The sequence below is a fragment of the Agrobacterium radiobacter genome, assembly GCF_040801995.1.
GTDB classification, from domain to species: domain Bacteria; phylum Pseudomonadota; class Alphaproteobacteria; order Rhizobiales; family Rhizobiaceae; genus Agrobacterium; species Agrobacterium radiobacter.
In genome coordinates, this window is sequence record NZ_JBEGHX010000002.1 from 1,175,359 (window position 1) to 1,198,833 (window position 23,475).

The 23,475-nt window shown below is 60.6% G+C and carries 20 protein-coding genes and 1 pseudogene; 9 read left to right on the top strand and 12 right to left on the bottom strand.

Annotation, left to right across the window (positions count from 1 at the left end):
- Nucleotides 1-76: 76 nt before the first annotated feature.
- A complete protein-coding gene (locus MRBLRC7O_RS19260) occupies nt 77-1,381 on the top strand; it encodes an MFS transporter (protein ID WP_003508443.1) in 1,305 nt (434 codons plus the stop codon).
- 67 nt (nt 1,382-1,448) lie between these two features.
- Here the strand turns inward: MRBLRC7O_RS19260 and MRBLRC7O_RS19265 are convergent, their stop codons facing one another.
- The 5 genes and pseudogenes from MRBLRC7O_RS19265 to MRBLRC7O_RS19285 form a co-directional block, all read right to left on the bottom strand.
- Complete coding sequence (locus MRBLRC7O_RS19265; RefSeq protein WP_031233521.1) at nt 1,449-2,786, bottom strand: sensor histidine kinase; 1,338 nt, start codon at nt 2,784-2,786, stop codon at nt 1,449-1,451.
- A gap of 19 nt (nt 2,787-2,805) precedes the next feature.
- Complete coding sequence (locus tag MRBLRC7O_RS19270) at nt 2,806-3,459, bottom strand: response regulator (protein WP_020809211.1); 654 nt, start codon at nt 3,457-3,459, stop codon at nt 2,806-2,808.
- A gap of 65 nt (nt 3,460-3,524) precedes the next feature.
- The gene (locus MRBLRC7O_RS19275; RefSeq protein WP_031233522.1) at nt 3,525-5,192 is read right to left on the bottom strand and encodes a phosphoethanolamine transferase; all 1,668 of its coding nucleotides are present in this window, start codon (nt 5,190-5,192) and stop codon (nt 3,525-3,527) included.
- A gap of 198 nt (nt 5,193-5,390) precedes the next feature.
- Nucleotides 5,391-5,641: pseudogene (locus tag MRBLRC7O_RS19280) on the bottom strand (spike base protein, RCAP_Rcc01079 family).
- A gap of 225 nt (nt 5,642-5,866) precedes the next feature.
- Nucleotides 5,867-6,781, bottom strand: coding sequence for a LysR family transcriptional regulator (locus MRBLRC7O_RS19285; protein WP_004431656.1), 915 nt, complete (start codon nt 6,779-6,781; stop codon nt 5,867-5,869).
- A 156-nt stretch (nt 6,782-6,937) separates the two neighbouring features.
- On the opposite strand from MRBLRC7O_RS19285, the gene MRBLRC7O_RS19290 reads away from it, so the two are divergent.
- The 6 genes from MRBLRC7O_RS19290 (at nt 6,938) to MRBLRC7O_RS19315 (ending at nt 14,105) form a co-directional block, all read left to right on the top strand.
- Nucleotides 6,938-9,100 carry a TonB-dependent siderophore receptor gene (locus tag MRBLRC7O_RS19290; protein WP_162690836.1) on the top strand — a complete coding sequence of 721 codons (2,163 nt, stop codon included), beginning with the start codon at nt 6,938-6,940 and terminating at the stop codon, nt 9,098-9,100.
- Between the two features lie 28 nt (nt 9,101-9,128).
- Nucleotides 9,129-10,031, top strand: coding sequence for an iron-siderophore ABC transporter substrate-binding protein (locus tag MRBLRC7O_RS19295; protein ID WP_020809213.1), 903 nt, complete (start codon nt 9,129-9,131; stop codon nt 10,029-10,031).
- Complete coding sequence (gene fhuB, locus MRBLRC7O_RS19300) at nt 10,028-11,995, top strand: Fe(3+)-hydroxamate ABC transporter permease FhuB (RefSeq protein ID WP_111797443.1); 1,968 nt, start codon at nt 10,028-10,030, stop codon at nt 11,993-11,995. The genes MRBLRC7O_RS19295 and fhuB overlap by 4 nt, the downstream gene beginning before the upstream one ends.
- Before the next feature lie 30 nt (nt 11,996-12,025).
- Entirely contained in the window at nt 12,026-12,835 is an 810-nt protein-coding gene (locus tag MRBLRC7O_RS19305; protein WP_060727534.1) for an ATP-binding cassette domain-containing protein, read from the top strand.
- A 247-nt stretch (nt 12,836-13,082) separates the two neighbouring features.
- Nucleotides 13,083-13,610: a DUF992 domain-containing protein gene (locus MRBLRC7O_RS19310; RefSeq protein WP_003508463.1), complete on the top strand. Its 528-nt coding sequence runs from the start codon at nt 13,083-13,085 to the stop codon at nt 13,608-13,610.
- A gap of 96 nt (nt 13,611-13,706) precedes the next feature.
- Nucleotides 13,707-14,105, top strand: a complete 399-nt coding sequence (locus tag MRBLRC7O_RS19315; RefSeq protein ID WP_111792929.1) for a c-type cytochrome — start codon at nt 13,707-13,709, stop codon at nt 14,103-14,105.
- Between the two features lie 3 nt (nt 14,106-14,108).
- Here MRBLRC7O_RS19315 and recX read toward each other — a convergent pair whose 3' ends face one another.
- The 6 genes from recX to MRBLRC7O_RS19345 form a co-directional block, all read right to left on the bottom strand.
- Entirely contained in the window at nt 14,109-14,699 is a 591-nt protein-coding gene (recX, locus tag MRBLRC7O_RS19320) for a recombination regulator RecX (protein WP_020812960.1), read from the bottom strand.
- 72 nt (nt 14,700-14,771) lie between these two features.
- On the bottom strand, nt 14,772-15,692 hold the full coding sequence (locus tag MRBLRC7O_RS19325) for an SMP-30/gluconolactonase/LRE family protein (protein ID WP_003508469.1): 921 nt from the start codon (nt 15,690-15,692) through the stop codon (nt 14,772-14,774).
- A 35-nt stretch (nt 15,693-15,727) separates the two neighbouring features.
- Nucleotides 15,728-16,675: an ABC transporter permease gene (locus MRBLRC7O_RS19330; RefSeq protein ID WP_020812961.1), complete on the bottom strand. Its 948-nt coding sequence runs from the start codon at nt 16,673-16,675 to the stop codon at nt 15,728-15,730.
- Nucleotides 16,672-17,613: an ABC transporter permease gene (locus MRBLRC7O_RS19335; protein WP_020812962.1), complete on the bottom strand. Its 942-nt coding sequence runs from the start codon at nt 17,611-17,613 to the stop codon at nt 16,672-16,674. Before MRBLRC7O_RS19335 ends, MRBLRC7O_RS19330 begins: the two co-directional genes overlap by 4 nt.
- Nucleotides 17,610-19,073: an ATP-binding cassette domain-containing protein gene (locus MRBLRC7O_RS19340; RefSeq protein WP_111797444.1), complete on the bottom strand. Its 1,464-nt coding sequence runs from the start codon at nt 19,071-19,073 to the stop codon at nt 17,610-17,612. Before MRBLRC7O_RS19340 ends, MRBLRC7O_RS19335 begins: the two co-directional genes overlap by 4 nt.
- A gap of 97 nt (nt 19,074-19,170) precedes the next feature.
- Nucleotides 19,171-20,187: an ABC transporter substrate-binding protein gene (locus MRBLRC7O_RS19345; protein WP_107677772.1), complete on the bottom strand. Its 1,017-nt coding sequence runs from the start codon at nt 20,185-20,187 to the stop codon at nt 19,171-19,173.
- Between the two features lie 304 nt (nt 20,188-20,491).
- On the opposite strand from MRBLRC7O_RS19345, the gene MRBLRC7O_RS19350 reads away from it, so the two are divergent.
- Both MRBLRC7O_RS19350 and MRBLRC7O_RS19355 read left to right on the top strand, forming a co-directional pair.
- Nucleotides 20,492-21,727: a GAF domain-containing sensor histidine kinase gene (locus tag MRBLRC7O_RS19350; RefSeq protein ID WP_020812965.1), complete on the top strand. Its 1,236-nt coding sequence runs from the start codon at nt 20,492-20,494 to the stop codon at nt 21,725-21,727.
- Nucleotide 21,728: 1 nt separating this feature from the next.
- Complete coding sequence (locus tag MRBLRC7O_RS19355; RefSeq protein ID WP_003508480.1) at nt 21,729-22,451, top strand: response regulator transcription factor; 723 nt, start codon at nt 21,729-21,731, stop codon at nt 22,449-22,451.
- 4 nt (nt 22,452-22,455) lie between these two features.
- On the opposite strand, the gene MRBLRC7O_RS19360 is transcribed toward MRBLRC7O_RS19355, so the two are convergent.
- A complete protein-coding gene (locus MRBLRC7O_RS19360) occupies nt 22,456-23,472 on the bottom strand; it encodes a DNA topoisomerase IB (protein ID WP_003508482.1) in 1,017 nt (338 codons plus the stop codon).
- Between the last annotated feature and the right edge of the window lie 3 nt (nt 23,473-23,475).

A 23,475-nucleotide genomic window follows, 5' to 3' on the forward strand; every position in this document is an offset into this window, starting at 1 on the left:
AGCGACAAATTATCACACCTTCCGTTCGCCCTTCCATCTCCAGACGAAGATGAATTGGAGTTTACCCGTGAATATTATGGCAAATGGTCCTGCCACGGCACCGGACCAGAAAACCCGTTTGAAATCCATTATCGGCGGATCGGCGGGCAACCTCGTCGAATGGTACGACTGGTACGTCTATTCGGCCTTCACCCTTTATTTCGCGCCGGTGTTTTTCCCTTCCGGAAACCAGACCGCCGAACTCCTGAGTGCGGCCGCCGTTTTCGCTGTCGGATTTCTGATGCGGCCCATCGGGGCCTGGTTCATGGGCACCTATGCCGACCGCAAGGGCCGCAAGGCCGGCCTGACACTGTCAGTCACGCTGATGTGTCTCGGCTCGCTGCTGATCGCAATCACGCCCGGCCATGAGATGATCGGCATTGCCGCACCGGCCATTCTGGTTTTCGCCCGCCTTCTGCAGGGTATCAGCGTTGGTGGCGAATATGGCGCGAGCGCGACCTATCTCAGCGAAATGGCCGGAAAGAACCGCCGCGGTTTCTTCTCCAGTTTCCAGTATGTGACACTGATTTCCGGTCAGCTTCTGGCGCTGGCGGTGCTTCTGGTGCTGCAGCGGGCCTTGACACCGGAGCAGCTTGGCTCCTGGGGCTGGCGCATTCCCTTCTTCATCGGCGGCATCCTGGCGATCGCGGTGTTCTATATCCGCCGTGGCCTTGCCGAGACGCAGTCCTTCGAAAACGCCAAGAGCGGAGCCGCCGACAAGCCGAAATCCAGCGGATGGGCGCTGTTCAAGCACTATCCGAGGGAAGCGCTGATGGTGATGGCGCTGACATCAGGCGGCACGCTCGCCTTTTATGCCTATACGACCTATCTGCAGAAGTTCCTCGTCAACACGTCAGGTTTCAGCAAGGAAAGCGCCACCGAAATTACCACGGCTGCGCTCTTCGTCTTCATGCTGTGCCAGCCGATTGCCGGCGCGCTTTCGGACAAGATCGGTCGCAAGCCGCTGATGGTGGGCTTCGGCATTCTTGGCACGCTGTTCACCTACGCAATCTTCAGCACGCTTTCGACGACGACCGATCCGATCATGGCTTTCGCCCTCGTGCTGGTCGGTCTGTTGATCGTTACCGGCTACACTTCCATCAATGCGGTGGTGAAGGCGGAAATGTTCCCCGCCCATATCCGCGCGCTTGGCGTGGCTCTGCCCTATGCGCTGGCAAACACCATATTCGGCGGAACGGCGGAATTCGTGGCCCTGAAATTCAAGCAGATCGGCCACGAAAACTGGTTCTTCTGGTATGTGACGATCATGATCGCGTTGTCGCTGGTGGTTTATGTGAAGATGCGCGATACGCGCGATCACAGCCATATCCACGAAGATTGAGCCCCTCCGCTCTATCCGAACCGATAAAAGCTCCGCCTTCCCGGCGGGGTTTTTGTTTTGAGCGCATTCAGGCGGCTTCGACCGGAAGAACGATGCGGGCCTCAAAACCGTCCTGCCGGCCCGGCGCCGGAGAGGAAAGCACCAGCTCTCCGCCGGTCTGCTCCACCAGGCTTTTGACGATGGCAAGGCCGAGCCCGGTGCCATCAGCCGCGGTCTGGCCTCGGGTAAAACGCGTCGTCAGCTTGGGTAGGAGCGCCCCGTCGATTGCCGGGCCGGAATTCACGACGCGGATCGTGCCGTCTGTTTCGGCGACGACCTGCACGGGGCTTTCCGGCGGGCTGTGGATCAGCGCGTTTTCGAGGAGGTTGCGGATGATGATGCCGAAGGCATCCGCGCCTATCCTGCAGGACAGGCCGCCTTCACAGCGATTGGTGAAGCGGATGCGGGATGAGCCGATTGCCGTTCTCATCATATCGTCGATGACGAGTTCGAGAACGGGAATGAGATCGTTCGCCTTGTCGGTAACCCCGATCCTTGCTTCCGCCCGCGACATCTGAAGCAGTTTTTCGGCGAGATGGCCGAGATGCTGCAGGGATTTTTCGATATTTTCCACGCGCGGCGCCAGTTCCGGCGGGATGTCGGCATGGAGCCGCTGCGCCTGCGCCAGGGCACCGGCAATCGGCGTGCGCAATTCATGGGCGCTGTTGGCGGTGAATTCCCGTTCCGCCTCGATTGCCGATCGCAACCGCCCGAGCAGCAGATTGACCGAACGGGCGATGGGATGGAGTTCGGCCGGAAAGGGCTGTGTTGGCAGCGGTGCGAGATTGCCGCCATCCTTCTTGCTGATGTCGTCGCGCAGGGTCTGTATCGGTCGCAGTGTCCTGCGCACCACGACGATGACGGCGAAAATGCTGGCGGGAATGAGGATGAGAACGGGAAGCAGCAGCGCGGTGCCCGCCTCTTCAATCGCCTCGCGGCGATTGGCGAAGGCATCGGCGACCTGCAGGAAATAATTGCCGTCCGGTGTCGCAACCGTAAAGATGCGCTGGGTCGCGGTTTCGGAAAAACCGGGTTCGAGCGAGACCTCGAAAGGCTCCGTCGAACTGTCATGCGAATGCAGCACCACCTGTCCTTCCCGGTCGCGAACCTGATAGGTCAGATACTCCGCCCGTTCCGACGTCTGGTTGAGCTTTTGCGCGGCAGGCGCGGTATTGTTTTCCCTGAGGTCGTCCACGAGCAGCGGCAGCAGCCTTTCTGCGGTTTCCTCAACACCGGCGTCGAAAATCTCGGCGAATTCGTCCTGCATCACCATGACGCCCAATCCGCAGGCGAGAAGCCAAGATATGGCGACAACGCTCGTCAGCGCTGTGACGAGTTTGCGGGTCATGCTGGTCGGTCTGGCCATATCTGCCTGCCTGCCGTTCTTACCTGATGGTGTAGCCGACGCCGCGCACGGTCTCGACGCGGTCATGGCCGATTTTCTTGCGCAGCCGGCTGATATAGACCTCGACCGTGTTGCTTTCTATTTCCGCGCCGAATTCGTAAAGCGTGTCGTGCAATTGCGCTTTCGAGACGACCGCGCCGGGATGTTCGACGAGTTTTTCGAGCACGGCCCATTCCCGGGCGCTCAGCGTCTGCGCCGTTCCATCGACCGTGATATTGCGCGCCACCTGGTTGATCTCGATGCCGGGCAGGCGGATGACGGGGGCCGAGCGCCCTTCGTAACGGCGCGAGACCGCCAGCATGCGCGCTGAAAGCTCGTTGAGATCGAAGGGCTTGACCAGATAGTCGTCCGCCCCGGCATTCAGCCCGGCAATCCGGTCGGAGACCTGATCATGGGCAGTCAGAATGATGACAGGTGTAGCGTCGTCGCGCCTGCGCAGGGTTTGCAAAAGGGTGATGCCTTCGCCATCCGGCAGGCGCATGTCGAGCAGGATCAGGCCATAACCCATGGTCAGCGTCGCCGCCATGGCGTCGCCCAGCGTCTTGAACCAGTCAACAGCGTGACCCGCCGCGGCGACGTGGTCTCGCAGCGCTTCCCCCAGCACATGATCGTCTTCAACAAGCAGAACCCGCAAGACAGCTCCCTCTATCGCTTCGTCCTGCGTATCTCTTTCTCCGGATAAGCGTCAAGCACGGTGTTTCAGCTGTTCTGGCGCTGGGTGCAGCCGCCGAATACATCAAGCGAGGGATCGTAGACCGAAGTGGAGACGTTCATCATTCCAAGGATGCTGTGGAAATAATTGTCGTGCGAGCGCCCGCCCTCTGCCGCGCTTTTTGCCAGGCAGGCTTTATCCAGCCCCATGGATCTGGCGAAATCGTCATCGAACCAGACGAGAAACGGCACATGGGTCTGCTGGTCGGGCGCAAGCAGATAGGGCGCACCATGCAGGTAGACGCCGTTTTCGCCAAGCGATTCGCCGTGGTCGGACGCATAGATCATGCCCGTCGCCAGCCTGTCGGAACGGGCCTTCAGCTTGTCGATCACGGTCGAAAGGAAGTGGTCGGTATAAAGAAGCGTGTTGTCGTAGGAGTTGACAATCTCCGCATCGGAGCAGTTGCCAAGCTCGGCCGTGCGGCAATCCGGGGTGAATTTGCGGAACTCGTCGGTGTAGCGCAGATAATAGGTCGGCCCATGGCTGCCCATCTGATGCAGCACGATGACGCTGTCCTTGGTGACGTTATTGAGCCAGGCGTCGAGCTTGTCGAAAAAGATATCGTCGCGGCATTCTCCGCCAGTGCAAAAGCGGCTGTCATTGGTGGAGGGCAGGTCGAAATAGGCAATGCGGTCGGCGACATTCTTGCTGCCGGTATTGTTGTCCAGCCATGTGGCGCCAATGCCGGCATGGACGAGGACATCCATGACGTTTTCATTGGCGAGCGCCTTGTTGTGGCTATATTGCGAACGCGGGAATTTCGAGAACATGCAGGGAATGGAAATTGCTGTCGCGGTTCCGCAACTGGTGGTGTTCGGAAAATAGATCACGCCGCGTTTTGCGAGTTCGGGATTGGTGTCACGTCCATAACCGTTCAGGGAAAAGTTTGCGGCGCGCGCCGTCTCACCCGCAACGATAACGGTGATGCGGGGTTTGTGGATCCCGCCCAATGCCGGGAGAACCTTTGCATCCCTGCCGACCGGCGTGACCTGAATATCGACTTCCTTGCCGGCCAGTGTGAAATAATGGACGGCCGACAGGATCGGCGACAATGGATCGACGCTCTTGACGATATCCTTGTGCTGGCGAACCGCGGTGGTGAATGTCTTGGAATTGGCGAAGCTGATGATGCCGGCGATGGTGAGACAGATCAGGATGCTGATCGTGTTCCACAAAAGCTTGTCGAGGATCGGCCGGTGTCTGATGCGGATGGCGACAATGACGAGGGACGGCACCAGTCCGTAAATCGCCATATGCCAGAGAAAGCCGGGCGTGATGAGATTGCCTGCCTCCGCCTGTGTCGTCTCCATGGCGTTGCGGATCATGTCGCTGTCGATGACGATGCCGTAACGATCCATGAACCAGGAAGCGGCGGCCGCGGCGAAGATCAGGAAGATCACAAACGGCTTGATGAGATATTTGGCGGAAAAAATGATGATGAGCGCGCCGAGAAGGGCGGCCATGGCAACGTAAAGCGCGACGATGGCAACCGGATAGGCGGAAAGATAGGTGTGAACCTTCGACCAGAATGTCCGGTTCGTGAAAAACAGCAGATAGGCCGCCGTCAGCAGGCTGAGCGGCACGCTGCCGATCTCCGGACGATACGTTATTGTTCCCGTCGCTTTCGCGGTAAAAAGAGCCACTGCCAGATCCACCAGATTTCCGATAGGCCGGCGGCAACGAAAAAGGGGCGGGAACGCCACTGTCCAAGCTGCCGCATGGGCCGATCAATGGCGGATGCTTCATTTTGCTGACATCAACCTGAAAGCTTGTCATGAAAGTGTCACACTCCTTGGTGGGCTTCTGGCGAGGGCTGCGTTTCAGATCGAGGAGATCAGCCGGCGATGGAGCGCTCAATTGAGCCCCAGAATGCCTGTGGCGGTGGTGCGGGTTGCAAATATGCGGGTGGCCCTGACCGGCAGCAGGCTGCCTGCGGGCAGGTTCTGGAAGGTCACCGTCGCGCCGGAAAGCAGGGTCAGGCATTGCCCACATAGATGGCCCGCGTGGGGGAAGGAAGCGGGTTCGTATCATCAGGAACAACCTCGAAAGCATGGGATGCCGGGGATTCGAGGCCTGCGGCGTGGTGTTCGTAAGTCTCAGCCATTGCTGTCTCCCGTAAATCGAAATCTGCCGCGATTATGCGGTGCGCCGCGGCCGCGGGGAAAAGCGGGAACAGAAAATATCTGGACGGGATTTAGGCCTTGCTTCCGGTTTGCCGAAAAGAGCGCCATTCTTTCCGTAATCTCATGTGGTTGCGTCGCCCGGCCTGTTGCCGCCGATGCCGCGTAAACGGACGATGACGGTTTTTTCGTCCACGGGTACTGTCGCGTCAATTGCGGGTATGGAGAATGAAGGCCCTGACGGCGGGAGAGGCTTCCGTTTTCCGGTGGGCGATGGCGAGGTCGGAAGTCGTGGCGCTTGCTGCAAGCGGCACGTAGCGCACGCCGGGCAACCGCAGACAATCGAGCGAGCGCGGCACCAGCGCCACACCGAGGCCGATCGCCACCATGCTGGTAATGGTGGTGTAATCCCGGCCTTCCGGGCTTATCGTTGGCTGGAACCCGGCCTCGTTGCAGGCTTCTATCGTATTGTAATGAAAGCCGACATCCGGCGGCTGCCGCGGTGTGATGAAGGTCTCGTCGGCAAGGTTCTTGAGGTCGACCTGCAGCGCAAAGGCCAGGGGATGGTTTTCAGGAAGTGCGGCCACCAGCGGTTCGCGCAGAACCACATGGGTTGTGACACCTTCCGGAACGGGCGCAGGCGGGCGGATGAAGGCAAAATCCAGATTTCCGTCGGCGATCTTGGCGAGTTGCAGCCGCATCTCCATCTCGATCAGTTGCAGTTCCACATCGGGATGAGAGGCGCGGAAACTGGCGATGGACTGGATCATCAGGCCGGAATAGGCGGCCGAAGCGACATAACCGATGGAGATGCGGCCCGTCTCGCCGCGATCGACGCGTTTAAGCGCCGCAAGTGTCGCCTCGGCATTGGCGAGAATTTTGCGGGCATCCTCATAAAGAAGCTGGCCAGGCGTGGTGAGCTTCACCGATCGCCGTGTCCGGTCAAGCAACGGCATGCCGACGATCTGCTCGAGCGCCATGATCTGCTGGCTCAAACCCGGCTGGGCAATGCCGAGGCGGGCGGCGGCGCGCTCGAAATTGCGCTCATCCACCAGCGTGGTGAAATAGCGCAGGTGCCGCAGCTCGAACGCGTCCGCCCGGTTTGCCGGTTTCCTGCCCATCATCACTGCCTTTCCTGACGGATTTGAATAATTCCAAGCTATTATCCGTAAGAATTTTCATAATCAGTAGTTCTGAAAAAATCCAGTTTCACTTATTGGATCACAATCCGCTCCTTGCGTAATAAGATGACTTAAATTCTCCAGAAAAATAACCGTCTCATGGCGGCGCGGTTGATGAAGGGTCTTGGCGTGCAGGGAAAATCTAAACACATTTCCATTCTGGCGGGCGGTTGCGCTGCCATCGCCTATGTGGCGTTCGTGACCTCCGGCGTTGCCCTTGCGCAGGAAGCCGGAACGACGGTGCTGCAGACCATCACCGTGGACGGCGCGAAAAATCAGGACCCCAAGGCGCCGGTGAAGGGCTATGTGGCAAAAACCAGCGCTAGCGCCACCAAGACGGGGCGATCCCTGATCGAGACGCCGCAATCGGTTTCCGTCATCACCAGGGATCAGATGGATGCGCAGAATGTCCGTAATCTCAGCGAGGCGCTGAATTATGTGCCTGGCGTCGTCGCGCAGCCGTTTGGGGCGGATCCACGTTTCGATGCGCCGCGCATTCGCGGCTTTCAGGGTAACCAGCTGCAGTTCCTCAACAGTCTGCGGCTGATGCGCACGGCCGGTGCGCCGTCTTATGAGGTCTACGGTCTGGAGCGGGTGGAAGTCATTCGCGGGCCGGCCTCGGTGCTTTACGGTCAGGGTAATCCCGGTGGCCTCATCAATCTCATCAGCAAGCGGCCGACTTTCGAGCGTTTCGGCGAAGTCGGAGCGCAGATCGGCAGCTTCGATTATTACCAATCGATGTTCGATATTGGTGGGCCGGTCGCGGATAGCGACAGTTTTGCCTATCGCCTCACCGGCCTTGCCCGCAACGCCCATCTTCAGACGGACAATCTGCAGAATGACCGTTATTTCATCGCCCCGGCGCTGACATGGCAGCCCGACGAGGATACGAAACTGACGGTTCTCGCCTCCTATCAGCACGACAATCCGAGTTCACCGTCTGGCCTGCCGCCGGCGCTGACCTATCTGAGACCAGGCAACATGCTGGATCGCAGCTTTTATGTCGGCGATCCCTCTTTCGATACCTCAAGCCGCAAGTTCACCAATATCGGCTATGAGTTCGAGCACCGTTTCGATGAGACCTTCACCTTCCGGCAAAATGCTCGTTATTCCAATTTCGACTGGTCCTACCGGGCGCTCGGCATGTCTTCGACCAGCGGCGGCATGATCGGCAATCTCATCCGCCGCAATGCGACGTTCCAGGATGAATTGCTGAACACCTTCAACATCGATAACAGCCTGCAGGCGGAGTTCTCCACGGGACCAGTCGACCACACCCTGCTCGTCGGGCTGGATTACCGCTATTTCGACAATAACGTCAAAACCGAATTCTGGGTCGCGACGCCGCTCAATCCCGTCAATCCTGTTTATGGCGGGCCGATCAGTCTCACCTCGCGCACGCTTTATGCCGATGTGAAGACGGATATTTCCCAGATCGGTCTTTATGCGCAGGACGAGATGGCTTTTGAGAACTGGCGGGTCACCGCCGGCCTGCGGCAGGATTGGGCAAGCACCGGCGGTACGACGTTCAACGGAACGACCTACCGCGCGCTCGACAAGGACGACCACAAGCTGACGGGCCGTGTCGGGGTCAGCTATCTCTTCGATGGCGGCATCGCGCCTTATGTCAGCTACGCGACCTCCTTCGAGCCGGTGCCGCAGCCGGCTGTCGGTGATGCGCCGAAACCGACCACGGGCGAACAATGGGAAGCGGGCATCAAATATCAGCCAGAGGGCTTTGACGGTTTCTTTTCCGCGGCGATCTACGATCTGAAACAGAAGAACGTCACGACGACGGTGGGCGGGGTGACGCAGCAGATGGACGAGGCGCATGTGAGAGGCCTCGAACTGGAAGGCGTCGCAAGCCTTGCAGACGGGCTCGACCTGCGGGCGGCCTATACCTACATGGACAGCGAGGTCTCCGGCCGTGTGAACAGCGGCAAGGAGCTGGATAGCACGCCCCGGCACGCCGCCAGCCTCTGGCTCGACTACACCTTCCCGGAAGATACGGCGCTTGAAGGTTTCGGCATCGGCGGCGGTGTCCGTTATGTCGGAAAACGTTATGGCGATGCGGCCAATGCCTTCGAAATGAAGGGCCTCGCCCTGCTCGATCTCGGCGTGCATTACGAGAAGAACGGCTACCGCGCCTCGCTTCTGGTGCAAAACTTGACTGATAAAGAATATATTTCTAGTTGCTCCACTTTCGGATGCTATTACGGTGACGGCAGGACCGTTATGGGCAAGCTGACCTACCGTTGGTAACGCCATATCAAAGTGAAGCAGCAGGGGCATGACGCGTAAGGATCGATGGATTTCCCCCCTCTGGGGGCGGCGGGAATTTTTAAGCCTGCTCGCCGCCTCGGCTCTTGCGGGCAAGGCGCGGGCAGCAGTGACGCCGCGCATCGCCGCCATCGACTGGGCCATGCTGGAAACATCTGTGGCGCTCGGCGTCATGCCGGTGGCGGCGACGGAACTCATCCAGTTCCGGGCCGGCGCGGTCGAGCCTGATATCCCTGAAACTGTCGCCGATCTCGGCCTGCGCGGCGCTCCGAATTTCGAGCTTCTGCAGCTCACCCGGCCAGAGCTCATTCTGATTTCGCCTTTCTACACACGTTATACCGGCAGGCTGGAAGCGATCGCCCCCGTCTTTTCGCTGCCCTTTTACGTGAAGGGCGAGCCGCCTTTCGAAAAGGCGCTGGCGGCGGTCACCGCGCTTGGTGAAAAGCTCGGGCGGGCCGAAGAGGCGCGCAAGGTTCTGGGTGAAACGGAAGCGGCACTGCAAGCCATGCGGACCCGTCTTGCCGGTTTTTCCGCACGGCCGACCTATGTCATCAACATAGGCGACGCCCGGCATTTTCGTGCCTTTGGTGCGGATAGCATGTTCGGGGATGTTCTTGGCCGTCTGGGGCTGACCAATGCCTGGGTGGATCGGTCGCAATTCACCTTCGCGGCCCCGGTGCCGCTTGAAAACCTCGCCGCCTCATCCGATGCGCGCATCGTCATCGTCTCCGATATTCCGGTGGAGGCGCGGGAAACTCTGCGCAACAGCGCCATCTGGCGCGCGCTGCCTGCCGTGCGCGAAAATCGGGTGGTGACGCTTGCCAATGTCGGCCCCTATGGCGGCATCACCGCCGGCATGCGTTTCGCGAGGCTTCTGACCGAAGCGCTCTCGGCACGGGGAGAAGCCCTGTGATGGTGCGGCCTCTCCCGCTTTTCTTCGGGCTTTTGTTCATTCTGGCCTGCGGTCTTTCCCTGCATGCCGGGCTGCTGCGGCTGCCTTTCGGTGCATGGCCCGGCCTGCCTTTTGATGCCGCCGCCATGTCGATGGATCAGGTCATCCTCGCTTTCAGCCTGATGCCGCGTGTGGCGGTCGCCATTCTGGCGGGCGCGATGCTGGGTCTCTCGGGCGCGCTTTTTCAGCAATTGCTGCGCAACCCGATCGCTGATCCCTCGACGCTCGGCATCTCGGCTGGCGCGCAACTGGCCATCGTCATCGCCACGCTGTTCTTTCCCTCGGTGCTGGATGGCAACCGCGCTTTGGTGGCGCTTGCCGGCGCTGCCGCTGCCGCCGGTATTGTCTTCCTGCTTGGCTGGCGACGCTCCTTCGAACCGGTAACCATGGTGGTGGCAGGGCTCCTGGTCGGCATCACCGCCGCGTCCGTTTCCGCCGCGCTCACGCTCGCGCAGGGCGAATATCTGATGTCGCTCGTGGTCTGGAATGGCGGCTCGCTCAGTCAGCAGGATTGGTCGAACGCCCTGTCTCTCACCTTTCAGCTTTTCGTGGGGCTTGTCCTGACGGGCCTGCTGGTTAGGCCGCTGACGGTTCTCGGTCTCGGCGATTCCGGCGCGCGATCGCTCGGCGTATCGCTGTTTTCGATCAGGCTCGCCGTCGCCGCCGTCGCCGTCATGCTGGCCGCCTTCGTCGCTTCGGCGGTTGGCCTCGTTAGCTTCATCGGCCTTGCGGCACCCGCGCTCACCCGGGCGCTTGGCGTGCGGCGCTCCTCTTCGGTGCTCTTCGTTTCCCCGCTTCTGGGCGGCCTGCTGCTCTGGTTCTGCGACGGTATCGTGCAACTTCTGGCAAACAAGACGGCGGAAGTTTTCCCGACCGGCGCGGTGACGGCCCTGATCGGCGGCCCGCTGCTTCTGTGGTTGCTGCCGAAAATCCGGCCGACCGACGTGCATCGCGGCGAAGGCGTCGATCTCGCGACAAGACGCGGGTTTACGGCCCTGCTGCCGATGCTCATCGTCATGGCCGCGCTGATCTTTGCAGCACTCGCCATCGGCAGGGGGCCTCAGGGCTGGACAATGCTGGGGGCGGGTGACCTGCAAAGCCTTCTGCCCTTCCGCTGGCCCCGGCTGATGGCGGCCATCGCCGCCGGCGGTCTTCTCGCCATGGCGGGTGCTCTTTTGCAGCGGCTCACCGGCAATCCGATGGCAAGCCCGGAGGTCATCGGCGTCAGCGGCGGCGCAGGCCTCGGTTTTGCCGCCGCCATCACGATTTTTCCGGCGGCCGGTCTGTTCGAGCTGTTTTGCGGCGCCGGCATCGGCTCGGCGGGCGTCATGATCCTCGTCCTGTTCTTTTCCGTGCGCCGGCATCTGGCGCCAGAAAAAATCCTGCTCGCCGGCATTGCTATTAGTTCGCTCTGCTCGGCGGTGCTTTCGGCGCTGCTTGCGATTGGTGACCAGCGGGCATGGCAGATTCTCGCCTGGCTCAGCGGCTCTGGTTCGACCGCGACACCGGCTTCGGCAATCTTTCTCGCCATTCTTTCCATCGTGCTTCTGGCGGCTGCCCTGTCGGTGACGCGCTGGTTGACGATCCTGCCGCTTGGCCGGGATGTGCCGCTCTCGCTCGGGCTGCCGCTCGGCCTGGCGCGTATCGCCGTCATCGCGGTGGCCGGCATCGCCACGGGGGCCGCCTCGCTGCTCGTCGGTCCCTTGAGCTTCGTCGGGCTGATGGCGCCGCATATTGCGCTTCGCGCCGGCTTCACCACGCCGCGCGATCATCTGTTAGCTTCTTTCCTGTTCGGCGCGGTGCTGATGGCGCTTTCCGATCTCGGGGCGCGAACGGTGACCTTTCCCTATGAACTGCCGCTCGGGCTTTTTGCGGCTCTGGCCGGCGCGCCCTATCTGATCTGGCTTTCAGGCAGGCGCCAATGATTTATTTGAACATTTACGGAGATGAGAACCATGGGTGAGGCAGCACTTGCCGTCGATTACGACGATATCCCGCTTTTTTCTCTTGATGGCGTCATGATGGAAGTGCCGGGCAGGACATTGCTGCACCCGCTGACGGCAAGTTTTGCGACCGGCAAGACCATCGGTCTGATCGGTCATAACGGTTCGGGAAAATCGACGCTGCTCAAGATTCTCGCACGCATTCAGGAACCGACGGCGGGCAAGGTCTCGTTCGAGGGAAAATCGCTCGGCGTCTGGGGCAATCGCGAATTTGCGCGAAAGCTCGCCTATCTGCCGCAATATACGCCGGCTGCTTCCGGCATGCTGGCCAAGGAGCTGGTGGCGCTCGGCCGTTATCCCTGGCACGGGGCGCTCGGGCAATTTAGCAAGGCGGATCAGGAGAAGGTGGAAGAGGCGATCGAGCTTACCGATACCGTCGCCTTCCGCGACCGGCTGGTGGATACGCTTTCCGGCGGCGAGCGCCAGCGCGTGTGGCTTGCCATGCTGGTGGCCCAGAACGCCGAAAGCCTGCTTCTAGACGAGCCCATCTCCGCACTCGACATGGCGCACCAGATCGAAGTGCTTTCGCTGGTTCAGAGACTGTCGCGCGAAAAGGGTCTTGGCGTCATCGTGGTGCTGCATGACGTCAACATGGCAGCACGCTTCTGCGATGAGATCGTTGCGCTTCATTCCGGCCAGCTTATCGCACGGGGAACGCCGCAGGAGATCATGACGCCGGAGACGTTGCAGCGCATCTATGGCGTTCGCATGGATGTCATGACCCATGCCGCCACCGGCTTTCCCGTCGCTCTGCCGCTTTGAGTTGTTGCAGCAAAACAACGGCCGGCAACGCTGGCTGTTGATGGCGATTCCGCACGCATTTCCCGCCCTAACAATGTCTTAATGGCATCCTACCGCCATCAGACACTGTTAACCGTTCCGCTTTCATCGCCTCCAATTAAGTTGTTTTGGATCGATTTCAGGGAACAAACGTTAACAGTGCGGAATTCAATATCCGGAGAGGGCAAGAAGGGCTGCTGCGGGTAGGAATAAAACAGGAGAAAATCAGATGAAAAAGGCTGTTGCCGTAACTTTTGCCGCATTGACGATGGGCCTTGGCGGAACCGCATCCGCCCTCGCTGCCGACCTTGCAAGATATGAGCCGGCTCCGCAGGAGCAGGACGATCGCAACGGCGTCAAGATCGGTTACCTCACCTGCGATATCGGCGGCGGCGTCGGTTACGTTCTCGGCTCGGCCAAGGAACTGGATTGCACTTTCCAGTCCACCATGGGCGCCCGTCGCACCGACCATTACTCCGGCGCCATCCGCAAGATGGGTGTCGACCTCGGTTTCACCACGCAGGGCCGTCTGGTCTGGGCCGTTTTCGCCCCGACCGCCGGTTACCACCGCGGTTCGCTGGGTGGCCTTTATCAGGGCGCTACGGCTGAAGTCACCGTCGGTCTCGGCGTCGGCACCAACGTTCTCGTTGGCGGCACTTCCGGCTCCATCCAGCTGCAGACGGTCAGCGTGACCGGCCAGGTTGGTCTCAACCTCGCTGCCACCGGTACGTCCGTGACGCTGACGGCCACGAACTGATCGGCGAAATGCCCGGTGTTTTGACCGGGCATTCTGTCGCATGTCAAAAACGCCCTCTTCGTTGTCAGACGGAGAGGGCGTTGTATTATCCGGACCATGATTTTCATGTCCCAACAAGCTGCAGCGGCGACCGCGTTCTTCCTCCTGTTTGCGTCGAGCGCCTTTGCCGAGGGCGATGCGGCCCATGGCGAGAAGGTCTTCAGCCGCTGCTCCACCTGCCACAGCGTTGACACGCCGCGCACCCGCATGGGGCCGCATCTGATGGGCGTGGTGGGCAGGCCGATGGCTTCCGTGGCTGATTACGGCCATTATTCGCAGGCGCTGAAGGATGCCGGTGCGGCTGACCGGGTATGGTCTGAGGAGGAACTGCAAAAATTCCTTTCCAGCCCGAAGAAGGCTATCCCGGGAAATGCGATGCGCTTTTTCGGCCTCTGGAGCGAAACGGATATAGCCGATCTGATCGCCTATCTGAAAACCCATCCCATGCCGCAATAGGTGTCAGAGCGGTGCTTCGGCGATAATCTCCTCGGCCTCCTCCGCCGTCATCGCCATCACTCTTGCGCCGATTTCAAAACTGAAGCCGTTGCGGGCGAAGGCGGAGAATTCCTTGGCCTTACGTTTTTCATCCAGCTCGACCCGGCGAAAAGGCCCGAAGGCGCGCTTGCGTGCAAAGATGACGGCGGCGACCAGATCATTGGTTTCCTGCAGCGCGACTGCAGCCGTTTCCCGGGCGACGCCCTTGGTCTGAAGTTTTTGCGCAAGCCCGCGTTTCGACTTGCCGCTGCGCTGGCCGCTCCGCACGGCAATTTCCGCATAGGCGGTGTCGTCGAGCGCCTTGATGCCATAAGCAAAAGTGACGGCAAATTCGCCGAGCGCCTTCACCTGCGCCGGGGTGATATCCTCGAATTTTTCCCGCGCCTTGCGCATGATGGCGTCGCGCAGCTGCTTTTCCGTCATCATGCGCTGTTCCAGCCGGTAGAGAGCGGAATTGCGCGCCCAGGACTGCATGCGGCTGGTGGGCTCAACGGCCGGCGTTTCACCATCCAGGGCCATATCGTCGGTCAGGAAAGGGCTGGAATCATCGTTCATTCCGCTTTTATAGCGCGGTGAAGCCGTCTTGCCAGTTCGCTCCCGGCCCGTGTCCTCCGGTTTTTCACCACCTCAAGGCGTTTGCGCGCCGGTTGCGGCGACATAGACGGAGTAGAGCGATTTTGTTGCGGTGATGAAGAGGCGGTTCTTTTTCGGGCCGCCGAAGGTGAGGTTCGCGACTGTCTGCGGCACCTTGATCTTGCCGATGAGCGTACCATCAGGCGCAAAGCAGTGGACGCCATCACCGGCGCTGGTCCAGAGGTTTCCAGCCGTATCCAGACGGAAACCGTCCGGCAGGCCGCTGTCGAGATTGCAGAATTCCCGGCCATTGGCGAGCTTCACGCCATCCACCACGTCGAAAACGCGGATATGGCGCGGGCGGGAGACATCATGGCTGTAGGAGCTGTCGGCAACATAGAGCTTCGTTTCATCAGGTGAAAACGCGAGACCGTTCGGTTGCACGAAGTCGTCAATGGCGATGTCGATCTTTCCGGTTGCGGGATCGAGCCGGTAGACATTGCGCGTCTTCTGTTCTGGCTCTGCCTTGTATCCCTCATAGTCGGAAAGAATGCCGTAGGTGGGGTCGGTGAACCAGACACTGCCGTCGGATTTCACCACCACGTCATTGGGGGAGTTCAGCCGCTTGCCGCCATAGCTGTCGGCGAGAACGGTGATCGAGCCGTCGACTTCGGTGCGGGTGACGCGACGGCCGCCATGTTCGCAGGAGACAAGTCGCCCCTGCCGGTCGCGTGTGTTGCCATTGGTGAAGTTGGAAGGCTGGCGGAACACCGAGATCCCGCCATCCGGCACCCAGCGCAACATACGCTCATTGGGAATATCGCTGAACAGCAGGCAGTTCAGATCGGCAACCCACACCGGTCCTTCGGCCCAGCGGCAGCCGGAATAAAGCTCTTCCAGTTCCGCGTTGCCGACGATCAGATGGCGGAAGCGGTCATCGTGGATTTCGTAAGGGGAGGTCTTGTCTGTGGTCATGAGCGTCGTCCGCTTGAGGGCTTGTCGTTCGGGGTTCAGCGCGTGGCCTTGGGGCCGCTTGCCAGAAGGATGACTGATATGATGATGAGGCCGGTGAGGATGAGGCGGATACCCGCGCCGAAACCATAGGTATTCAGCATCGATACCACCAGGAACATGAAGAGCGAAGCGCCCCAGATGCCGGGAACATTGGAATCGCCGCCCGCCACCGCCGTGCCGCCGATGACAACGACGGCGATGGACATCAGCAGGTATTCCGATCCCATGTTGAGTGCTGCGCCGCCGGAAAAACTGGCGAGCAGATAACCGGCAATCGCCGCCAGCACCGCGCAGAGCACATAGGTGACGAAGCGGGTTCCATCCACCGGAATGCCTGTCATGCGGGCGGCGAAGGTGCTCTGGCCGATCGCGGAAATCCAGCGTCCGTAAAATGTGCGGTCGAGCAGCAGCCAGGCGATGACCGAGAGCAGCAGCGCGACGAGCGCCACGTTCGGAATGCCGAAAGAGCTCGACGTGGCGAATGTGGCCAGTGTCTCCGGCGGTTTGATGCGCAGGCCGCGGTTCGACCAGATGGCGATGGACTGCACGATGAAGCTCATGGAGAGTGTCGCGATGATTGGCGGGATGCGCAGGAGCTTGATCAGCGTGTAATTGCCGATGCCGATAGCGATGCCGATCAGAATGGCGATCAGCAATCCCGGCAGGATGAGACCATCGGACACATCCATGAATTTCAGCGCCAGCGTGCCTGATAGCGTCATCGTTGCGGGAACGCAGAGGTCGATATTGCCCGGCCCGAGCGTGATGACGAACATCTGGCCGATACCGACGATCACGGAAAAGGCCGCGAAGGTCAGCGCTGCGTGCGACAGGCCGAAGGAGCTGGCGCCGCCGGTGAACATGACGGTCACGATCCACACCGCAGCCGTTGCGGCGAACGACCAGACCCATGGTTTTTTCGAGAAGGACGAAAGCCCGTTCATTGGTTTTTCTCCCGCTTTTCGAGACGGTTGAGCAGGATGCGCAGCGCAAGCACGATGATGAGGATCGCCCCTTGAGCGCCGATCTGCCAATCCGGGGAAATTCGCATGAAGGACAGGAAAGAGCCGGCGAGCGTCAGCGTCAGCGCGCCGATGACGGCGCCAATAGGCGAAACCCGGCCGCCGACGAATTCGCCTCCGCCCAGAATAACGCCTGCAATCGACAGCAGCGTGTAGCGAAGCGCGATATTGGCATCAGCCGATGTCGTCAGCCCGACAAGTGCGATACCAGACAGCACCGCGAAGAAACCGGCCAGCGCAAAGGTGGCGGCGCGGATGCCGACGACCGACCAGCCGGAGCGTTCGACCGAGCGGAAATTGCCGCCGACGCCGCGCATCAGCACGCCGAAGGAGGAGCGCATGACGATGTAATGGGCGACGACCGCAATCACGATGCTGGCGACGATGGCAATCGGCACGAAAGGCGGTTTTGCCGTCATCAGTGCGCGGATGAAGGCGGGGGCCTGGCCGCCGGGCGAGGGCAAAATGAGAACGGCAAGGCCGCCCCAGACGAAACTCATGCCAAGCGTGACAACGATGGAGGGCAGGGCGCGGATATGGATGATGGCGCCAAGCAACGCATAAACCGCAATCGCACCGGCAAAGATCGCAATGCCGAGCAATGGCGTGGTTTGCAGGAAGGTGGCGGTGACACAGGCGCAGAAACTGACGAAGGTGCCCATCGACAGATCAAGATCGTTGACGGACATGATCAGCATCTGCGCAATGGTGGCAAGCGCAATCGGTACCGCCAGATTGAACAGCAGGTTGAGGCCGTTATAGCTCATGGCGCGCGGCTGCATGTAGAATACGGCGGCGAGCAGGAAGGCGAGCGAGGCGGCGGGAATGATGAGGCGAAGGGCGCTGGCGGAGAGTTTCATGCGTGGTCTTCTCCGGAAAAGGAGGCGGCCAGCACATTCTGCTCGGTGATGTCCTCGCCCACCAGTTCGGCCTGAATAGCGCCGTCACGGAAAACATAGACGCGGTCGCAAAGGCGGATTTCGTCCATTTCGGTGGAGTACCAGATGAAGGTGCGGCCGTGGGAGGCTTCGGTTCTCAAGATATCGTAGACTTCCTGTTTGGTGCCGATATCGACGCCGCGCATCGGGTCGTCCATCAGCACGGTACTGGCCGTGGTGGCGAGTGCGCGGGCGAATAGCACCTTCTGCTGGTTGCCGCCGGAGAGCGAAAGAATTTTGTTGCCCATGTCGGGCGTGCGGATTTCGATGCGCTTTTTCCATTGCGCGCCGAGTTCGGTTTCCTTGCCCCTGTCCACCATGCCCGCGGATGAAATATCCCGCAGCGAGGCGATGGAAAGGTTCTTGAGGATGCTCCACAGCGGAAAGGTGCCGTTCAGGCTGCGATCGCCTGCGACAAAGGCGATATCCGTCTTGCGTGCGGGTAGCCAGCTGCTGTTGCGGGCAAGATAAAGATCGAGAAGCGCTTCCGTCTGGCCGTGGCCGCCGAGACCGGCAAGGCCGATGATTTCGCCGCGGAAAGCCTCGAAGGCGAGGCCTTCGCCCCGGCGCGCCGGCATGGCAAGCACCTTTTCGCCCGCCTTGCGGTTTTCGCCTTTTTGCCTGTCCTGTTCCTTGACGACGCTGCCCATGGCTTCCACCAGCGTGCGCGTCGTGAACTCGGCCGCCGCCCGGTCGGCGACCACGCGGCCGTCCTTCATCACCACGATGCGGGTGGCTGTCGAAAGAATCTCGCCGAGAATATGCGAGATCAACAGAACGGAGCCGCCCGTGCGAACGAAACGGCGGACATAATCCATCAACTGCTCGGCAAGACCGGCATCGAGCGAGGAGGTCGGCTCATCGAGGATGACAAGTCTCGGAGCATCAGGGGTTTGGCAGAAATTGATGGCGATTTCCACCATCTGCCGCTCGGCGATGGAAAGTTCGGCGATCGTCAGTTCGCAATCGATGCCGTGGCCGGGAAAAATCTCGTCCAGCGTATGCCGGATCATGGTGAGCGCGCGTCCACGCCAGTTCCGCCCGCTCATCGCGGCATGCATGATGCGGACGTTTTCGCTGATCGTCAGGTTGGGGCAGAGCGACAATTCCTGAAACACGCAGCGAACGCCGCTGGCGCGGGCGGCCGCGATGCCGTGACGGCCTTGCTCGCCGCGGTAGGAGATGGAACCCTCATGCGGTGTCAACCCGCCATTGATGACGTTGACGATGGTGGATTTTCCGGCGCCATTATGGCCTACGAGCCCAAGGCATTCCCCCGCGCGGATAACGAGATCGGCGCCATCCAGCGCCTTGACCGCGCCGAACACGACCTTCACGCCGCGCGCGGCGACGACTTCTTCCGTCTCGATGATGTCATTCATGAGCAATTACGCCAGTAATCTGAAATCGGATATTATCGATTGATGTTGCGGCGCTCGCTTGAGGAGCGCCGCAACTCATACTGTGACCCGATGAGGCCTACTTGGCCGATGCGATGGCCTTTTGGGCGTCTTCCTGCGAATATTCCACATTCGCCACGCCGCCCTTCTGGGTGTTCTTGAGGTTTTCCTCAAGATTGCCCTGGTCGATGCGCAGGAAAGGAACCGTCAGGTCCTTCTTCACGTCCTTGCCGTCGAGGATTTGCTGCGCCACCCAGAAAGCGAGCGTCGAGACGCCGGGAGCGATGGAGACCGACATGGTCTCGTAGCCGCCCGCATCCTTCTGCTGTTTCCACCATTGCAGTTCGTCTTCACGGTTGCCCATGACGATGGTGGGTGTCGGGCGCTTGGCGGCGGCGAAAGCCTGTGCCGCACCGTAACCGTCACCGCCCTGCGTCACGACAGCCGCAACTTCGGGAAGGCTCGGCAGAATGCCGGCAACGGCGCGCTGGGCAACATCCTGCGCCCAGTCGCCGTTGACCGAACCGACGATCTTGAACTGCGGGTTTTTGGCGACGGCGTCGACGATGCCGGCATGGATTTCATCATCGACCGAAACGCCGGCCAGACCGCGGATCTCGAGCAGATTTCCGCCCTTCGGCATGGCCTTGGCGAGATAGTCGATCTGGCTTGCGCCCATCGCCTTGAAATCAACAGCGATGCGCCAGGCGCATGGTTCGGTGACAATGCCGTCGAAGGACACGACGGTGATGCCGGCATCGCAGGCTTCCTTCACCGCGCCGTTGAGGGCGGTCGGCGAAGCGGCGTTGATGACGATGGCGTCATAACCTTGAAGAATGAGGTTCTGGATCTGCGCCGCCTGTTCGGTTGCCTGGTTTTCGGCGGTCGTGAAGGCGTCTGCGGCGGCAACCTGCTTGTCGGCAACCGCCTGTTTGGTGATCTTGTCCCAGCTGGTCAGCATCGCCTGACGCCAGGAATTTCCAGCGTAATTGTTTGAAAGCGCGATTTTTTTGGCCGACGTATCGGCATGAGCGGTGATCGGCAGAGCTGCGCATGCGACAGCGGCCGATGCCAAAAGCATCTTCCTGAAAGCCATTTGATTTCCTCCCTCGTGGCTTGCCCTTTTCGAGCCCGGAATTCCTGCGCGCCGCAAATCTCCTCTGCGGCAGGTGGAATTCCTTTGCACTGGAGCTCCTTTCCCCAGTAGAAGCGAGAATGACCAAGAAGATTTGGCTTGTATAGGCGGATCGCGGCAATCTTCCTGCGGGTTTCCGCAGAAAGCTTGCGGGAACCCGCAGGACGAAACGCCACTGCCGGGCGCAGAATGTGTGATGCGGCACCCAATGGGTTCAAACTTCGCCGCAGAGGTCGAAGGCAGACGCTTGGGAGGGCGTCCGCACATGCTGGATACGCCGAAAAGCGCTCTTTTTCACCATTATATGGGCATTTCGCGGCTGCTTGCCGGGCAGCTGGAATTTAATGCCATCATTCAGGCGGTCGCCACCGAGATCAGCCATATCATCCCGCATGACCATATGGATGTCTGCATCAAGCAGCTGGATGACAAATATCACATCGCCTATGAGAGCGGTCTCGTCAGCGCCTGGAGCCGGCAGCCGCCCGCCCTTCTCACCGGAAGCCCGATCCGTTCGCTGCTGTCAGGCGAGGTCGAGCACCTGTTAAGCGGTGACGCCTGCTCCGATCCGCGCTTCCACTTCGAAGGGGCGTTTTCCAGCCCGATCATCGAACTTAATCTGCATAGCCGCCTGCATGTGCCGATGAAGGTGCACGGCGATATCATTGGCGCGCTCAGTTGCTCGTCGCACCAGTCGAACGCCTATACGGTGGAGGATGTGACGAACGCCCGCGCGGTTGCGGATCTGCTGGCGCCCTATTTCTACGCCATCCGCGCTGCCGAACAGGCCAAACGCTCTGCCATCGAGGAGGCGCGCGCCAATGCCCGCGAGGAGGGCCTGCGCCTTGGCGCGCTGCAATTGACCGAGGCTCTGGAGGCCGAGCGGCAGCGTATCGGCATGGATTTGCACGACCAGACGCTGGCGGACCTGACCCGGCTTGCACGGCGCATCGAACGCATGAGCCATACCCCCGACGTTTCGGGCGAAATGCTGGAGCCGGTGGTGCGCAGCCTGCAGCATTGCATGCAGGATCTGCGCGAGATCATCGAGGAGGCGAAACCCTCCATCCTGCAATTGTTCGGCGTTGTCGAGGCCATCGAGACCTATGTAGACCGCTCCGTGCGCGACAGCGGGTCGGCAATCGACTGGTCGGTGAGCGATGAGACGGAAGGGCTGGTGGAAAGGCTCGACAAGACGGTGGCGATATCGCTGTTCCGCATCGTACAGGAGGCAGTGAACAATGCCATTCGCCATGCCCAGCCGGAAACCATTGCCGTAACGCTTGTCGCCATCGATGGAGGCTTGCGGGTGACGGTGAGTGATGACGGCAGCGGCGGCGGCGAAGGCGGGGCGTCCGGCGGCCTCGGCATCGGCAACATGAAGACGCGGGCGCGGCTGATTTCAGCCAGGTTCGATATTGGCGGCAACGGCAAGGGGGCGGGAACCCGCATCACAGTGACCTTGCCGGCGGATGCTTTCGACCGGCGGGAGGATTTATGACATGGACGTGCTGATCGTTGAGGACGATGCGCTGCACCGCGCCTATCTGAACGAGGCGGTGAGAGCCGCCCTGCCGGAATGCGACAATGTGCTGGAGGCGGCCAACGGCAGAACCGGCGAAAAGCTGGCGCGGGAAAATCGCGCCGCCCACATCGTCATGGATTTGCAGATGAACGAGCGCAACGGCATAGAGGCGGCGCGCACCATCTGGAAGGAGCGGCCGGACACCCGCATCCTGTTCTGGTCCAACTATTCCGACGAGGCCTATGTGCGTGGTGTCTCCCGCATCGTGCCAGAGGGTGCTGCTTATGGTTACGTGCTGAAATCGGCATCCGATGACCGTCTGCGGCTGGCCTTGCGCAGCATCTTTATCGAGGCGCAATGCGTGATCGACCGGGAAGTGCGCGGGCTGCAGGAAAAGAGCCTCGGCAAGGCGCATGGCTTTACCGATTCCGAATACGAAATCCTTGTCGATGTCGCGCTCGGCCTCACCGACAAGGCGATTGCGCGCCGCCGCAACCTGTCGCTGCGCAGCGTGCAGAACCGCCTGCAAAGCCTGTATGAGAAACTGAACGTGCATCAGGCAGCCGGCGACGACGAGGCGGAAGGGCGATATAATCTTCGAACCCGCGCCGTCACCGTCGCTTTTCTGCGCAAGCTTTTGAATTACAGCGCGCTGGAAAGGGCCGAGCGCGAACTGGCGGAATGGGCGGGGAGCCGCTGACCCCTCAGGGCAGGAAGGCCAGCAGCCGTCTTTCATCCGCCCTCAGGCCGGAGACGGGCTTTGCCCCGACCTTCAAGATGCGGCCGAGTTTTTTCTGGGCTTTTTCCTCAGCCGCTATGTCGAGAACGGCGGGATGCACATAGCTCTTGCGGCAGATGGCGGGCGTATTGGAAAGCTCGACTGCCGCCGCCTGGCACATGCCTTTTATGCTCGGTTTTTCACCTGATGCCACATGCTCCATTGCGTTGCAGAAGGCCGCGAGCGTTCCACCCCAGGTGCGGAAGGTCTTGGCGGAAATGCCGGTGCCGCCGATGCGCGAGAGGTAGGCATTGAGATCGCTGGAATCGACCGAATGCACCCGGTTTTCGCTATCCTGCCAGACGAAGAGTTCCTTGCCGGGCAGATCGGCGATCTCCTCGAGGATTTTCTGCAGGCGCGGGTGGCGCAATTGCCGTCTTACCTTTTGCCCGCCCTTGGCGGCGAAGCGCAGTTCAATTGTTTCGCCGAAGGAAACGTGGCGCTTGAGCAATGTCGTTGCGCCATAGGTGCCGTTGGTTTCGAGATAGGAGCGGTTGCCGACGCGCAGATAGGCGGCATCGAGCAGCAGCGTGAGCGCGGCAAGCGTCATCTCCTGCCCGTGATCCTGCTTTTCGATATCGGCGATGGCGCGGCGGCGGATGGCGGGTAGCGCCTTGCCGAAGCTTTTGAGTTGGAAGAACTTCGTTTCGCCCCTGAGCGCGTGCCAGTCGGGGTGATAGCGATACTGTTTTCGCCCGCGTGCATCAAAGCCGGTTGCCTGCAGATGCCCTGATGGGTCGATGCAGATCCAGACGTCCTTATAGGCGGGCGGCACACCGAGCGATTTGATGCGTTTCAGTTCGACGCTGTCGGAGAGAAGCTCGCCGCCCGGCAGGCGGTAACAGAAACCGCGCCCGCGTTTTTCGCGGGAAATACCCGGCTCCTGATCGTTGACATAGGCAAGTCCGATTTTGGCAAGAAGGCGGGTGGGCGGTTGTGGCATTGT

Coding starts and splice junctions, on each gene's coding strand:
- MRBLRC7O_RS19260 (WP_003508443.1), top strand. CDS start 77: ATGGCAAATGGTCCTGCCACGGCACCGGACCAGAAAACCCGTTTGAAA.
- MRBLRC7O_RS19305 (WP_060727534.1), top strand. CDS start 12,026: ATGGGTGAGGCAGCACTTGCCGTCGATTACGACGATATCCCGCTTTTT.
- MRBLRC7O_RS19345 (WP_107677772.1), bottom strand. CDS start 20,187: ATGGCTTTCAGGAAGATGCTTTTGGCATCGGCCGCTGTCGCATGCGCA.
- recX (WP_020812960.1), bottom strand. CDS start 14,699: ATGAACGATGATTCCAGCCCTTTCCTGACCGACGATATGGCCCTGGAT.
- MRBLRC7O_RS19355 (WP_003508480.1), top strand. CDS start 21,729: ATGGACGTGCTGATCGTTGAGGACGATGCGCTGCACCGCGCCTATCTG.
- MRBLRC7O_RS19285 (WP_004431656.1), bottom strand. CDS start 6,781: ATGATGGGCAGGAAACCGGCAAACCGGGCGGACGCGTTCGAGCTGCGG.
- MRBLRC7O_RS19310 (WP_003508463.1), top strand. CDS start 13,083: ATGAAAAAGGCTGTTGCCGTAACTTTTGCCGCATTGACGATGGGCCTT.
- MRBLRC7O_RS19265 (WP_031233521.1), bottom strand. CDS start 2,786: ATGGCCAGACCGACCAGCATGACCCGCAAACTCGTCACAGCGCTGACG.
- MRBLRC7O_RS19315 (WP_111792929.1), top strand. CDS start 13,707: ATGATTTTCATGTCCCAACAAGCTGCAGCGGCGACCGCGTTCTTCCTC.
- MRBLRC7O_RS19350 (WP_020812965.1), top strand. CDS start 20,492: ATGCTGGATACGCCGAAAAGCGCTCTTTTTCACCATTATATGGGCATT.
- MRBLRC7O_RS19325 (WP_003508469.1), bottom strand. CDS start 15,692: ATGACCACAGACAAGACCTCCCCTTACGAAATCCACGATGACCGCTTC.
- MRBLRC7O_RS19290 (WP_162690836.1), top strand. CDS start 6,938: ATGGCGGCGCGGTTGATGAAGGGTCTTGGCGTGCAGGGAAAATCTAAA.
- MRBLRC7O_RS19340 (WP_111797444.1), bottom strand. CDS start 19,073: ATGAATGACATCATCGAGACGGAAGAAGTCGTCGCCGCGCGCGGCGTG.
- MRBLRC7O_RS19335 (WP_020812962.1), bottom strand. CDS start 17,613: ATGAAACTCTCCGCCAGCGCCCTTCGCCTCATCATTCCCGCCGCCTCG.
- MRBLRC7O_RS19295 (WP_020809213.1), top strand. CDS start 9,129: ATGACGCGTAAGGATCGATGGATTTCCCCCCTCTGGGGGCGGCGGGAA.
- MRBLRC7O_RS19330 (WP_020812961.1), bottom strand. CDS start 16,675: ATGAACGGGCTTTCGTCCTTCTCGAAAAAACCATGGGTCTGGTCGTTC.
- MRBLRC7O_RS19360 (WP_003508482.1), bottom strand. CDS start 23,472: ATGCCACAACCGCCCACCCGCCTTCTTGCCAAAATCGGACTTGCCTAT.